The following is a 13,458-nucleotide window of genomic DNA, read 5'->3' as shown; positions in this document are numbered from 1 at the left end:
TTTTAATAATTATCCAAGTCTCACACTTTTACCTATTTCACTACTCTGATAGATTGCCTCTATTATCTTTGAAACTTGTAATGATTGTGCTGGTTTACTAATTAACTCTGCTTCCCCAATACAAGCGTCAACAAAGTTTTCAGCTTGGAGTAATCCTGCTTCCTGCTGATTATCCGATAATGCTGCACCTGTCGTCATATATGTTCCATGCTTCGGCTGGTAGAATTCATACGGAAACACATTTAATCCACCATCGACTCCTGAAATACTGAGATGATTCGTATCTTCTTTTATATTCGCTGCCCATGAGCATTCGAAAAACATGGATGAACCATCTTCGAACTTAATATAAGCGGATACATGATCATCGACATCAAAGGTTTCATGATCAAAGGTTCCCCAGTCATTTAATTGATTTGGTATTTTACTAAGTTTATTATAAGTAGTACCGATTACTTCAACAGGTTTCGGATTGTCTAATAACCAAAGGGCTAAATCAAGAAAATGACAGCCATAATCAATTAAACTTCCTCCACCTTGCAATTCCTTCTTCGTAAATACTCCCCATCCAGGTATCTTCCTGCGTCTGAGTGCCTGTACCCTTGTTACAAGCGGATCACCAATGTCAGGTACTGCACGTTTGGCAACCTGCGACACTTCTAGGTGGCGATAATGGTAGCCAATACTTAATACTTTATTCGCTTTTTCCGCTGCAGCAATCATTGCTTCACATTCGGCCGCTGTGATTGCCATCGGTTTTTCACATAATACGTGAACACCAGCTTCTAATGCAGCTATTGTAATTTCCGCATGAAATGCATTTGGTGTACAAATTGTCACTGCCTCAACAACGGAAAAGAGCTTATGATAATCTGTAAACACTTGAGGAATATCAAATTTCTTAGCTACTTCCTCTGCACGAGCTGTGTCCACATCTTGAACTGCAATAATTTCCACTTTATCCGGTATGTTAAGGTATGCAGGAATATGTCTACCTTGGGCAATACCGCCAACACCGATAATCCCCATTTTCAATTTTTTCATTAGACTTCTCGCTCCAATTGGTAAATGCTTTTTGTTTCTACAGATTCGATTGCTCCTAAAATGACCTCGAGCGATTTCTTCCCTTCAACCCCATTAATTAACGGTTCTTTATTGTTAAGAATCGCATCGACAAAATGTTCAATGACATGTGTCGTTGTTTGCCCGCCTGCTTCATTAGATTGGATTCCACCTAGTTCATACTTCACAACCTCACCATTCTTATGCTGGACGATAAGCGAAAAATCCGGATGATCCTCCAATCTTAATGTTGCATTTTCGCCATAAATAATCGTCGAATTATCTTCCTTTGCCGTATATGCCCAGCTTGCAGCTAATGTGCCAATGACACCACTCGCTGATTTCAAAATAAACACGGCATTATCATCAACATTCGTATTTTCCTTTGCACTCGTTTCTACAAATGCTCCAACTTCAACGAACTCTTCCCCGAGTATATAGCGAAGTAAATCTGCCTTATGTACCCCAAGATCACCCATGGCACCAATAAATGCTTGATCCTTATTAAAGAACCAGCTATCTTTACCGTCAATACTCCAGCCTTCAGGTCCACCATGTCCAAAGGCAGTACGGAAGCTGTAAATTTTCCCAACTTCGCCTTTTTCAATTAGTTGTTTCGCCTTTTGGTGGGAAGGTACAAAGCGCTGATTATGACCGATCATCAATTTCTTATTGTTTTTGTTCGCAGCTTCTATCATTTGTTCCGCTTCTTCGATAGAGGTTGCCATTGGCTTCTCACATAGCACATGGTTTCCGGCATTCAAAGCCGCAATAGATACTGGTGCATGTAAGTAATTAGGTAAACAAACACTGACAGCATCTAGCTTTTCCGTCTTTAGTAATGTTTCATAATCTGTATATGCTGTTGCTTGATATTTCTCTGCTGTGGCCATTGCTCTTTCTTCTACAAGATCACAAACAGCAACAATTTCGACATTTGGATTTAGCGCATATTCTGGTAGATGTCGATACTTCGCGATACTTCCGCAACCAATAACTGCCACACGTAATTTTGTCATGACTTTCACTCTCCCAATTTGTTTTGTTCTAATGCCTGATGATTACCATATGTTGGTGTTGGGGTATTGATACTTGCAGCCCACTTTACTCCATTTTTAATCACTTGTTGAATGTCTTTATGATGGTAAGTCGGATGGGTTTCATGTCCAGGCTGGAAGTAGAAAATCTTCCCCTTGCCACGTTTAAAGGTTGCCCCACTACGGAATACCTCACCACCTGAAAACCAGCCAATAAAGATCAACTCATCTGGCGCTGGAATATCAAAGTGTTCCCCATACATTTCTTCCTGTTCCAGTTCAATATACTGGCCAATTCCTTCTGTGATTGGATGTGTTGGGTCAACAACCCATAGGCGTTCTTTATCGCCCGCTTCCCGCCACTTCAGATCACATCCTGTGCCCATTAATGTTTTAAATATTTTTGAAAAATGGGCAGAATGCAGAACAATCAGCCCCATTCCATCTAGGACACGCTGTTTTACCTTTTCAACAATCTCATCGCTTACTTCATCATGTGCGAGATGCCCCCACCAAATCAATACATCGGTATTCTCTAATACTTCATCTGTTAATCCATGCTCTGGTTGATCCAATGTTGCCGTTTTCACATTCTCATAGTCTTCTTGAAGAAATGTTGCAATTGTTCCGTGGATCCCATTTGGGTAAATCTCCGCAACTTTCGGATCCTTTTTTTCATGTCGGTATTCATTCCAGACGAGGATGTTCATTTTTGTATACCCCTTTCTATTTTCCACCTGCATATACTAGTATTCTTTAATACGTGGTAACAATCCTTTAAATGATATGAATCATTGAATATATTAAAACGTTATATATTTGCTTAGCCTCGATTAATAACCGAATCCCGATAAACAATGTTATGCGGTATGATTATTCTTTTAGCAGGCTCTGACTTATTATTTGTTTTATTTATTATCGCTTCTGCAGATTTTGCACCTAGCTCATAAATATGCACATCAACAGTAGTGAGCGCTGGACGGATAATTTCTGAAAGATAGACATTGTTAAAGCTTACGATTGAAATATCTTCTGGTACTCGTATATTTGATTTTTCTAACATACTCACTACCCCGAGACTAATTAAGTCATCACTTATAACAATCGCTGTTGGACGATGTTTCATAGCTAAGATGCATTCAACCGCTTCCTGACCACCTGACTTTAAAAACTCCGTTTGGATTCTATATTCATCAATATTTGGCAATCCTGCTTCCGCTAATGCAACTTGATATCCTGATTCACGATCCATTGTCACCATCAAGTCACGTGACCCTCCAATAAATGCAATTCGTTCATGGGACTGTTCAATAAGATAATTTGTTATCTCTTTTCCAGCTTTAAAATTATCATTATCTACATGTGTGACTTGCTCGATAGCTTCAACTGGCTTTCCAACGATGACAAATGGAAAATTCTGCTCAAGTAAAAAGTTTGTTACACCATCATTTATTCGGGAGTAAAGTAAAATTACGCCGTCTACTGAACTGCCATAGACCATACTTTTTACTTCATTTAGAATCTCCTCTTCTGATTGTCCACTGGAAAGTGTAATGGAATATTGATTTTTATGTGTAACGGATCCGATTCCACGCAAAACTTCTGGAAAAAACGGATTTTGTAATGCTTTGTCTGCTGATGAAGACATGACAACCCCAATTGCATTCGATGACTTCACCACTAAATTACGGGCGTGAATATTAGGATAATATCCTAAATCCTTCATCGCTTTTCTAACCTTTTTCTTTGTTTCCATACTTATTCTTGGATTATCCGCAATAACTCTAGATACTGTAGAGGGAGATACTCCGGTTGCTTTTGCTACGTCTTTTATCGTCACCATTCATCTCACCATCTAATCATTATTAACTTCATTTTTGTTTAGGACATTAGATAAAATGTGAACCACAGTGGTTTGTCAATTGCTCTCAGGCATATCGCTCCAGAAATACACTTCGCTTTCCGCGGGGAGCTGGTGAGCCATCTCGTGCTGACGCACTTCGAAGTCTCACCTAAGCTCTTCTTCCCGCAGGAGTCTTCGTGTATTTCTTCCGCTGGGTAAGTGCAAAAACTAATAATAAAGGAGTGACTTACCCAGTGATAACCGATGTTGATTTGTAATGAAGAGATGGTGACCAGTGTTTGGATAGCCACATCCCACCAGATCTTAAACAAAATTGTCACTATGTCGCACTTAAAATCATTTTTTCATTCCTTGATTAAATCAATAATCTACAAGAAAACTAACTTAGTCATATTGAATGGAAAATTCATACTGCTGCGTCATCATTGAAACGAGTTTTATAGAAAACAGCTAATATCATCAGTACCGCTCCGAATGACTGAATCATAAGCATCGTGATCATATCATATCGGATGAGGCCGATAACCATTGATATTACGGAAGCTAGTCCCATTGCGTTTACAATTAAATTTACGGATTCTTTAAAAGTTTTTATCGAAGAAAATTGTCCTTTTCTTGTAAAATAAATGAAAATGGATGATCCTAGAACGATAAATACAATGCTAGCGAGTGACAGACTGAAAACAGCAAGAATTAAACTACCGACAATAAATCCTTTATTTTGAATGAACCACTGCTGTGATATAGCAGTTTTCAATTCAGCAGTTGATGTCACATTATCTAAAGTAAAATCCTTTGTATATTTTACTTCTGAAATCGGATTGTCTCCTTCTTTTATTATCAGTTTATCTGCTAGAAATATGATTGCATTTTCTTCCTTGATCAGCTCATCTGCCTCTTTTTTAGATAAAGCGCCGCCAATCACCCCATTGTCACTTGTAAAAAGAAAGCTGGAAGGTAAATCCACTCTCCCATTTGTGAATTCTGCTTCCTTCATAGCTGTAACTGCAGATTCGTCTATTAATGCAAATGCATTTGGAAAGGATCCTTCGATAGGAAATGCATCCATTTTTGCAAAACTAAGGGAGACTGGTATCATGATTAAAGCATTTAAGAACAGGAAAATGACTAGAATTTGCAACCAATTTAATTGCTGTCGTCCTCTAAAAACCTTTAATGGTGTCCATATTGTCTTAAAATAATTTAATGGGAAAATATCTGTTTTCATTTATTCACTTCATTTCTATATAATTCGCAGTATTCCTCTAATATTATCCCTTTGTACCTCCGGAAGTTAAACCAGATACAAAGTTCTTTTGGAGCATAAAGAATAAAACACTAATTGGGACAGCAATCAAAATTGCTCCAGCTGCAAAGAGTGCAACCTTCTGATTCATTGGATTATTAATAAAGGTTTGCAGCCCAATTGCTACGGTAAAGTTTTCAGGTGTACGAAGCAGGAACCTGGCAAGCATATATTCCCCAAATGGTGCCATGAAGGCCCATAAGGCTTGAACTGCTAGCATTGGTTTCACTAAAGGTAACACAATTTGGATAAATATCCTTAAATGGCCTGCACCATCGAGCTTCGCTGATTCATCCAAATCGATTGGTACTGTGTCAAAGTATCCCTTCATTAACCATGTATTCATTGGAATACCACCGCCGATGTAAATGAATATCAAGAACCAGCTTTGGTCCAATGCTCCAAACAGCAAGGCCATAACATAGAAAGCGGTTAGAGCAGCAGTTGTTGGTACCATTTGGATAACCAAGAAGAACATTAAACTTCTTTTTCTACCAATGAAACGGTATCTACTGTACGTATACCCTGCTAATGTAATAATTGCTACTTGAATGACCATCGTAATAATGGCAATGATTAGAGTATTCATATACCATTCGCCATATAGGGTCTCCGTAAATAATCTTCTAAAATTATCTAACGTCCAGTTAGCATCGAAGCTCAGATCAAAAGCGGTTATATTCCCTGCTTTAAAAGCGGAGCTTGCTGTGATTAAAAGTGGATATATGATAACAATCGCCAACAGGATGAGATAGAAATAAGTAAAGACCTTGCTTAGAGACTGGGAAAATTTTTGGGATTTAAATAAATTCATCGTTAATCCTCCATTTCAAATGCCCTTGTTCTTTTAAATACAATTAAAGAAACAATAATGACAAAGGCAGAAATAAACAATGTAACCGCTGCTGCAACAGAATACTGTGGCGATGTTCCCGTTGTTAATTTATAAATCCAGGAAATTAAAATATCAGTTGATCCTGCACCGGCACCAATACTGCCTGGTCCACCTTCATTAAATAAGTAAATCATCGAGAAGTTATTAAAGTTCCCCGTATATTGTGTGATAAAAATAGGCGCAGCTATCATGAAAATGGTTGGCATTGTAATATGTCTGAATCGCTTAATTGCATTTGCACCATCAATTTTTGCCGCCTCATATTGTTCCTCTGGGATAGATTGTAAAATGCCTGAAACCAAAACATAAATATATGGAAATCCTAGCCAGCCTTGAATCATAATAATCGCTATTTTAGTCCAGAAAGGATCTGTCTTCCACGGAATAGCTCCTATATCAATAAAAGGAAGAAGGGAATCGATTAGTGGGATTACTTGTGTATTGATTGCCCCAATACTATCATTAAACATATTTGAAAAACTCATGATTGTAATAAAAGCGGGAACAGCCCACGGTAGCAAAAAGATAATTCCAAAGACTCTTTTTCCAACAATAAACTTTTGATTTAGTACAACTGCAGTAAAAATACCGATTACGATTTGTAAGGTTGTTGCACATACTGTCCAAATAATCGTCCAGCCTAATACAGCCAAAAATGTATCCCGATAAGAGCTTAACAGGAAAATATTGATAAAGTTCTTGAAACCAATCCAGTCAATTAAACTTGCTGGTGGTATATGGTAGAAATCATAATTCGTAAAAGCAATGAATAGCGTTACGAGAACGGGAAAGATAATTGCAAATATCATTGCGAGATATGCTGGAATCGTTAATAAATATGGAAATCCATGATCAGCAACATTTCCCATAATGGATGTAATGGATGTATTTACTTTTTTATTTTCCGCCCATAATTTTGCAACTTTTCTAGCGTCATATATATTTACAATATAAAACAGTAAAAAAATAGCAAAAATAAGAATTTGTAATGCTCCTTCAATTAGCATGAAAAGGGAGTGATTCTCACCTGGAATACTACCCAGCGAAATTAATCCAACTAATGCTCCCGCACCAAAACCTACCATTTCTATAATAAATAATAGAAATACCGCAAGAAATACGATTCCTTTAAATACTTGTTTATTATAAAATTGACCTAAACCAGGAATAATAGAGAGCAATGTCGCATTCCGAATGCGCTTTTCATCTAGTTCTGTATTCTTCACAATTATTTCACTCCCTTTAGAAAACTAAGGTTTAACCAAGAACTTAGGCGACATCCTTAGTTACACTTTCTCATCTACCTAAAATGAACTTTGGCAGAGATCAGAGTTCATCTCTGCCAAATATAGGATTATAGAATATTATTCATACTTCTGTTCAATATTGTCACTAATAACTTTAACTGCATCATTTGCAGATTCTTCAGGTGTTTTATTTCCTGATGCACTATCAAACATTAATGTTGCTGCGCCAGTCCAAACTTCTGCCATCTCCGGAATATTCGGCATTGGAACAGCAGAATTGTATTGATTAATAACCGCTATCGTTAATTCGTCATCCCCTTGGCTTACAATTTCTCTTGTATGTTGATTAGCGGGAACCTCTGCATTTCTTTCAACCAACAGCTGCTGATTTTCATCATTTGTAACAAAATCTAACCAATTCTGTGCTGCCTCTTTGTTTTTGGCATAATTACTGATAATCCAGCCTTTACCACCCGCGAAGGGCTGATAATTCTCACCATTTGGCAATGTTGGGATTGTTGAAACACCATAATTAACCCCTGCATCTTTATAATTATTAGCTGACCATGGTCCACCAATAATTGCTGCAGCTTTTCCAGTTGTAAATTGCTCATCAATAAAGTTACCTGAAGTAGTAGAATCTAGCATTCCTTGTGGCCAAATATCCTTTAACCAATGGGTTGCATATTCGATTGCTTCAATAGATTCAGCTGAATTTAAGCCGATATCTGATGTATTCGTTCCTACATCCCCAAAAACGTATCCACCGTAACCAGATAGTAGACCGTATGAATTATAGAAATCCAGCCAATTTGCTAAAAATGCTGTACTCTTTCCCGATTCAGATTTAAAAGCAAACTGCTCATCTTCCGTTAATGCTTCGAGTTCTTCAAATGTAGCTGGCGCCTTATCAATTAAGTCTTTGTTGTAATACATAATTAATGATTCAATGACGAAAGGTGATCCGTAAACCTTTTCATTTATCGTTACTTGTTGCTCGTCAACGTCATCATATCTTCCATCATCTGGTAGCGTTACTTCCGCTAAATGACCCTGTTGCCCCAAATTCCCAATTCGATCATATGGTGCAATCATTACATCTGGAGCAAGCCCTGCTGGACCGTCTAATGGTAATGCCTCTAAAGTATCAAATAAATCTCTTTCGGTGACTTTAACGGTTACATCGTATTCTTCTTCAAATTTGGGAACGATTTCATTTACAAAATCAATATAACCTTCCTCGATTCCAATTTCTAAAGTTGCGGTACTGCTACTCCCACTATCTTCTCCACCGGTAGATTTGTCTTCACCATCACTACACGCCGCTAAGAATAGCGACCCAGATACAGCCAAACCGAGAGCAAGTTTTTTCCATCCAATCGTAATCATTGTTATTTCCTCCCTTTATCAGTTAATAATTTTCTTTAACTAAAACAAATAAATTCCCCTACTTAACTGTTACGGTTAATTCTAACAATCTAATACATTTGGTTTTAGGCTAATCAACAATTATATGATTATTGCTTTGTAAAAGTATCTGTTTCCTAGCCTAAGACTTCATGAATGCCATTAATATGTATAGACAACATGACCTATAACATTCGCATTCATGATTCACCTTTCCATCATTTCCCCCTTTTAGCATGGTAGCAGGCAAACTAAATGTTTTGTGAAAACGTTTGCGCAACTTGTGATTTTATTATAGCCCGTCTCTAAAAATAATGCAATCGTTTTCACAAATCTTTTTTTGATTAATAATCTAAATGTGATTACCCGCTTGCATTGAAACCTCACGAAGTATATGATCTACATCAAATAATGATTGACAATTAAAAAATCTTCCTGTAAATTGTAATTGTAAATAATAAGGGCAATGCTTTGTTTATTAACAACAACCCCGTTTTCCATTTTGGAAAGCGGGGTTTTATTTAGTTAGTAAATAAGAAATAAAAATACTATCTAACTGTTGAAAACACTTGGCTATGCCCAGTTCTACTAATGAAAGGAATGATAATTATGTTGTGTGAAGCAATATACCACCGTCCAAAAAATAATTTTGCCTATGCCTATGACAAAAAAAGACTACACATTCGTCTCAAAACAAAAAAGAACGACGTAGACGAGGTAATGCTTGTTCATGGAGATCCTTACAATTGGGATGAAAATGGTTGGCAATTTAATCGTAAAGATATGTTATTGCAAGCATCTGATGCGTTATTTGATTACTGGTTTGCAGAAATTACGCCTCCCTTCCGCCGTCTCCGCTATGGATTCGAACTAAAGAGTGGAAATGAAAAACTCGTATATACCGAAAAGGGCTTTTATAATGTAGCTCCGACTGATGATACTGCCTACTATTTTTGCTTTCCGTTTCTCAATGCTGCTGATATATTTACAGCACCCGAATGGGTAAAGGATACGGTTTGGTATCAAATATTTCCAGAGCGCTTTGCAAATGGTGATCCTAGTTTAAATCCAGCTGGAACACTTCCTTGGGGGAGTTCCAAACCAACATCGACTAATTTCTTTGGTGGTGATTTTCAAGGTGTTATCGACCATCTTGATTATTTAGTTGATCTTGGCATTAATGGTATCTATTTCACCCCTATTTTTAAAGCGCATTCAAACCATAAATACGATACGATCAATTATATGGAAGTCGACCCGCAATTTGGTGATAAAGAAACATTCCGCCGTTTAATTAACGAATGTCATAATCGCGGCATTCGTGTGATGTTAGATGCCGTTTTCAATCATAGTGGCTATTATTTTGCTCCATTTCAGGATGTTTTAATAAATCAGGAGAAATCTAATTATAAAGATTGGTTTCATATATGGGATTTTCCAATTGTCGAAAAACCTAAACCAAACTATGATACATTTGCCTATGTCGGTGCAATGCCTAAACTCAATACTGAGAATCCAGAAGTCAAAAAATATTTATTAGATGTAGCACGCTATTGGATTGAAGAATTTGATATTGATGGTTGGCGTTTAGATGTAGCAAATGAAGTTGATCATGCATTCTGGAGAGAGTTTCGTAACATAGTCAAGCAAACGAAGCCGGATGCTTATATTTTAGGCGAGATATGGCATGATTCGATGCCATGGTTGCAGGGTGATCAATTTGATGCTGTCATGAACTATCCATTTACAAATGGAGCAATTGACTTTTTCGCTAAAGACATGATAAATGCAAGTAGCTTTGCCAATGTCATCTCCAAAGTTCTAACGATGTATCCAGCGAATGTTAATGCGGTTTCCTTTAATCTGCTTGATAGTCATGATACACCGAGAATCTTAACCCTGGCTGAGGAGAATATAGACCGGGTAAAACTACTTTATTTATTCCAATTATCGTTTATCGGAACTCCTTGTATTTATTATGGTGATGAAATAGGAATGGCTGGCGGACAGGATCCTGGGTGCCGAGCATGTATGGAGTGGGAAAAAAAGAATCAAAATCAAGACCTATTTCATTATGTAAAATTACTAATCGAATTACGAAAATCAGACTCCCTATTCGGTAATCATGGTTCATTTAGATTTCTTCACACAGACAATAAACAAAATAGTATCCTTTATGAAAAATTCGATGGAGATAGACGGCTAATTTTTGTTGTTAATAATAGTAAAGCTACAAGTGAAATTTCGATCAGCAACTTCTTAAATGCGGAACCTAGTAACATAGAGGAATGGATAATGAAAGACCATTTAACTTTACAGAAGAGACCAATTAAGCTAAATCCAACATCAGCAATTAATATCCAGCCATTAAATTTTCGTATTTTTGAAATAAAATAAGCATGAAACGCTTTTGGAAAAGAAGTGCCAAGAGTAGCGATCGGTACTTCTTTTCCATTCATTTCATAATGACTGTAAATAGAGTCCATCACCTCAGACCAATTTTCACTTCTGATTTAAATACGACCTTCTTATCCTTTTCGTTTACGCCTTCAATATAAATTTTATTCTCATTACTTGCTGTCGTATCTTTGTACATGACAATGCAATCCCCTGGCAATGCCTCATTTTTAAAATTAACTTCAATAGATTGCACCCCACGCTCTTTATGGGCTTCAAGCGAAAAACAATCCATAATAAAATCTACATATTTCGAATTATTTAAGTGACCATTGAAATCAATATCACTGTAACCAATCACCCGTTTATATGCCAATTCTAAGTCTCCATAATGCTTCAGCTTACCTAATTTGCAATCAATCGCCCGTTCTTCGATAGCAGTAGGCGTGTGATAGGAAATGACATCTGTTCTTCTCAATTTTCTTTCCTTTGTATCCATAATTACCCAAGTGGAAACAGCATTAACAATAATCTCTCCCTGCCCGTCGCGGACAATAAAATCACGTTCAAATTCTAATTTCCCTGGTTCTTGCGCCCATGTTTCCATCGTAATTTCCTCATCCATTTGAGGATATCGAATAATATCAACGCGAATCTTCACCAAAATCCAGGATACACCAAATTCCCGATCCAAAGACGCAATCCCGAATCCTTGATTTTCGGAAGCTAGACTGGCGATATCTTGAAAACTACTGAATAAATGACTCAGTTTCATACTTTTTGTAAAATCAACATTGCTTGGATCAACATGATACTTCTTTTGAAATAATGAAACAGGCTCCATTTCTTTCATCCTTTCTCCAATCAAGCTTCTTAAATATAGTTTTACTTTATCACATCCGTTGGAATCATTGTGTATCAACGCTTAACAAACAATTAGTATTCCCTATTTCAACCGGATTGTCCCGTTTTTAATGATTAATTAACAATTTCTTTAGGTAATTTTAATATTTTTGCATTATACTCTTAATATAATGGATTACTTTTGATATTATCAAGATACACATATAAATAAGAATTTTTTCCTGAAAGGTGATTTGATGATTAAAAACTCAAAAATATTAATATTAACTGGCAGTTATGGAAATGGCCATTTAAAAGTTTCAAAGACACTACAAGATACGTTTATGAATAATGGGTGTAACGAAGTCATTGAGTCTGATTTATTTTTAGAGGCGCATCCATTGTTAACAAAGGCAACGAAGTTCTTATATATTAAGAGCTTTACTTATGGACAGAAATTATATGGCTCCTTCTACTACGCAGGAAATAAAGATAAGAATAGCTTACCACTAGATTTCATGAACTACTATGGGAGAAAGACGCTTGCAAATCTAGTGAAGGACTTCAATCCCGACATCATCATCAATACATTTCCAATGGTCGTTGTTCCGGAATTCTTAAAGAAATCCGGTTCGCCAATCCCAATGGTAAATGTCTTAACAGATTTTGGCTTGCATAATAACTGGATACATGAAGAAATTACCCGATATTTTGTTGCATCAGAAGATTTGAAAGCTGCCATGGTAGATAAAGGGATCTCACCAGATAAAATCAAGGTTTCCGGTATCCCAATTGAGCCAAGCTTTGAGCAGCAATCGGATCGTGCCGCACTGATTAGGTCCTATGGGTTAAATCCAGAGAAACCAATCACCTTGTTAGCCTCTGGCGCTTATGGTGTATTGAAGAACATGGTAGATATTGTCAATAATCTTCTCCATATTGACGATAATCAGGTTATTGTTGTTTGTGGTCATAATAAAAAGTTAAAGATGAATTTAACTAATAAATTTGAAGAGAATAAGAACGTACAGATTTTAGGTTATACTAATAAAATGGACGAATTAATGAAAATAGCTACTGTAATGATCACAAAACCCGGTGGAATCACATTAAGTGAAGCATTAGCAGTACAGGTTCCGTTAATCTTATATCGTTCTGTTCCCGGGCAAGAACGGGAAAATGCTATATTTTTCGAACAAAAAGGTGCTTCTCTAAATGTAAGCAATCCTGACAAGCTCATCGAGGTAATTACGAATGTCATTACAGATGAAGAACTACAACAGAAGATGAAACATCAGATGAAATTTTTATATCATGCCAATGCATCTGAAGTTATTTATGAAAATGTTAGTGAGATAATTGATAGTGAACAAATAAAACTAAAGAAGGAAATTATTTAA

At 36.7% G+C, this 13,458-nt stretch carries 11 protein-coding genes; 2 read left to right on the top strand and 9 right to left on the bottom strand.

Going from position 1 to position 13,458, the window contains the following annotated elements:
- Nucleotides 1–9 precede the first annotated feature (9 nt).
- The 8 genes from CWR48_RS15325 to CWR48_RS15290 all read right to left on the bottom strand — a co-directional run bounded on the left by CWR48_RS15325 (nt 10) and on the right by CWR48_RS15290 (nt 8,800).
- Nucleotides 10–1,044, bottom strand: coding sequence for a Gfo/Idh/MocA family protein (locus CWR48_RS15325; RefSeq protein WP_115774197.1), 1,035 nt, complete (start codon nt 1,042–1,044; stop codon nt 10–12).
- The gene (locus tag CWR48_RS15320; RefSeq protein ID WP_115774196.1) at nt 1,044–2,081 is read right to left on the bottom strand and encodes a Gfo/Idh/MocA family protein; all 1,038 of its coding nucleotides are present in this window, start codon (nt 2,079–2,081) and stop codon (nt 1,044–1,046) included. Before CWR48_RS15320 ends, CWR48_RS15325 begins: the two co-directional genes overlap by 1 nt.
- A gap of 5 nt (nt 2,082–2,086) precedes the next feature.
- Nucleotides 2,087–2,809 carry a ThuA domain-containing protein gene (locus tag CWR48_RS15315; protein WP_115774195.1) on the bottom strand — a complete coding sequence of 241 codons (723 nt, stop codon included), beginning with the start codon at nt 2,807–2,809 and terminating at the stop codon, nt 2,087–2,089.
- A gap of 113 nt (nt 2,810–2,922) precedes the next feature.
- Entirely contained in the window at nt 2,923–3,942 is a 1,020-nt protein-coding gene (locus CWR48_RS15310) for a LacI family DNA-binding transcriptional regulator (RefSeq protein ID WP_115774194.1), read from the bottom strand.
- A 427-nt stretch (nt 3,943–4,369) separates the two neighbouring features.
- Complete coding sequence (locus CWR48_RS15305; RefSeq protein WP_115774193.1) at nt 4,370–5,191, bottom strand: DUF1189 family protein; 822 nt, start codon at nt 5,189–5,191, stop codon at nt 4,370–4,372.
- A 43-nt stretch (nt 5,192–5,234) separates the two neighbouring features.
- Nucleotides 5,235–6,083: a sugar ABC transporter permease gene (locus tag CWR48_RS15300; protein WP_115774192.1), complete on the bottom strand. Its 849-nt coding sequence runs from the start codon at nt 6,081–6,083 to the stop codon at nt 5,235–5,237.
- A gap of 2 nt (nt 6,084–6,085) precedes the next feature.
- The gene (locus tag CWR48_RS15295; RefSeq protein ID WP_115774191.1) at nt 6,086–7,390 is read right to left on the bottom strand and encodes a sugar ABC transporter permease; all 1,305 of its coding nucleotides are present in this window, start codon (nt 7,388–7,390) and stop codon (nt 6,086–6,088) included.
- Nucleotides 7,391–7,528: 138 nt separating this feature from the next.
- Complete coding sequence (locus tag CWR48_RS15290) at nt 7,529–8,800, bottom strand: extracellular solute-binding protein (RefSeq protein ID WP_115774190.1); 1,272 nt, start codon at nt 8,798–8,800, stop codon at nt 7,529–7,531.
- A 627-nt stretch (nt 8,801–9,427) separates the two neighbouring features.
- Between CWR48_RS15290 and CWR48_RS15285 the strand changes: the two genes are divergently transcribed.
- Complete coding sequence (locus tag CWR48_RS15285) at nt 9,428–11,215, top strand: glycoside hydrolase family 13 protein (protein WP_115774189.1); 1,788 nt, start codon at nt 9,428–9,430, stop codon at nt 11,213–11,215.
- 88 nt (nt 11,216–11,303) lie between these two features.
- On the opposite strand, the gene CWR48_RS15280 is transcribed toward CWR48_RS15285, so the two are convergent.
- Nucleotides 11,304–12,068, bottom strand: coding sequence for an acyl-[acyl-carrier-protein] thioesterase (locus CWR48_RS15280; protein ID WP_245976832.1), 765 nt, complete (start codon nt 12,066–12,068; stop codon nt 11,304–11,306).
- A gap of 247 nt (nt 12,069–12,315) precedes the next feature.
- Here CWR48_RS15280 and CWR48_RS15275 point away from each other — a divergent pair, with 247 nt between their 5' ends.
- The gene (locus CWR48_RS15275) at nt 12,316–13,458 is read left to right on the top strand and encodes an MGDG synthase family glycosyltransferase (RefSeq protein WP_115774188.1); all 1,143 of its coding nucleotides are present in this window, start codon (nt 12,316–12,318) and stop codon (nt 13,456–13,458) included.

This window comes from Oceanobacillus arenosus (assembly GCF_003369575.1).
GTDB classification, from domain to species: Bacteria; Bacillota; Bacilli; order Bacillales; family Amphibacillaceae; genus Oceanobacillus; species Oceanobacillus arenosus.
The sequence above is the reverse complement of the archived record's forward strand: the minus strand, read 5'-3'. Positions and strand labels throughout refer to the sequence as shown.

Coding starts and splice junctions, on each gene's coding strand:
- CWR48_RS15325 (WP_115774197.1), bottom strand. CDS start 1,044: ATGAAAAAATTGAAAATGGGGATTATCGGTGTTGGCGGTATTGCCCAA.
- CWR48_RS15320 (WP_115774196.1), bottom strand. CDS start 2,081: ATGACAAAATTACGTGTGGCAGTTATTGGTTGCGGAAGTATCGCGAAG.
- CWR48_RS15315 (WP_115774195.1), bottom strand. CDS start 2,809: ATGAACATCCTCGTCTGGAATGAATACCGACATGAAAAAAAGGATCCG.
- CWR48_RS15310 (WP_115774194.1), bottom strand. CDS start 3,942: ATGGTGACGATAAAAGACGTAGCAAAAGCAACCGGAGTATCTCCCTCT.
- CWR48_RS15305 (WP_115774193.1), bottom strand. CDS start 5,191: ATGAAAACAGATATTTTCCCATTAAATTATTTTAAGACAATATGGACA.
- CWR48_RS15300 (WP_115774192.1), bottom strand. CDS start 6,083: ATGAATTTATTTAAATCCCAAAAATTTTCCCAGTCTCTAAGCAAGGTC.
- CWR48_RS15290 (WP_115774190.1), bottom strand. CDS start 8,800: ATGATTACGATTGGATGGAAAAAACTTGCTCTCGGTTTGGCTGTATCT.
- CWR48_RS15285 (WP_115774189.1), top strand. CDS start 9,428: ATGTTGTGTGAAGCAATATACCACCGTCCAAAAAATAATTTTGCCTAT.
- CWR48_RS15280 (WP_245976832.1), bottom strand. CDS start 12,068: ATGAAAGAAATGGAGCCTGTTTCATTATTTCAAAAGAAGTATCATGTT.
- CWR48_RS15275 (WP_115774188.1), top strand. CDS start 12,316: ATGATTAAAAACTCAAAAATATTAATATTAACTGGCAGTTATGGAAAT.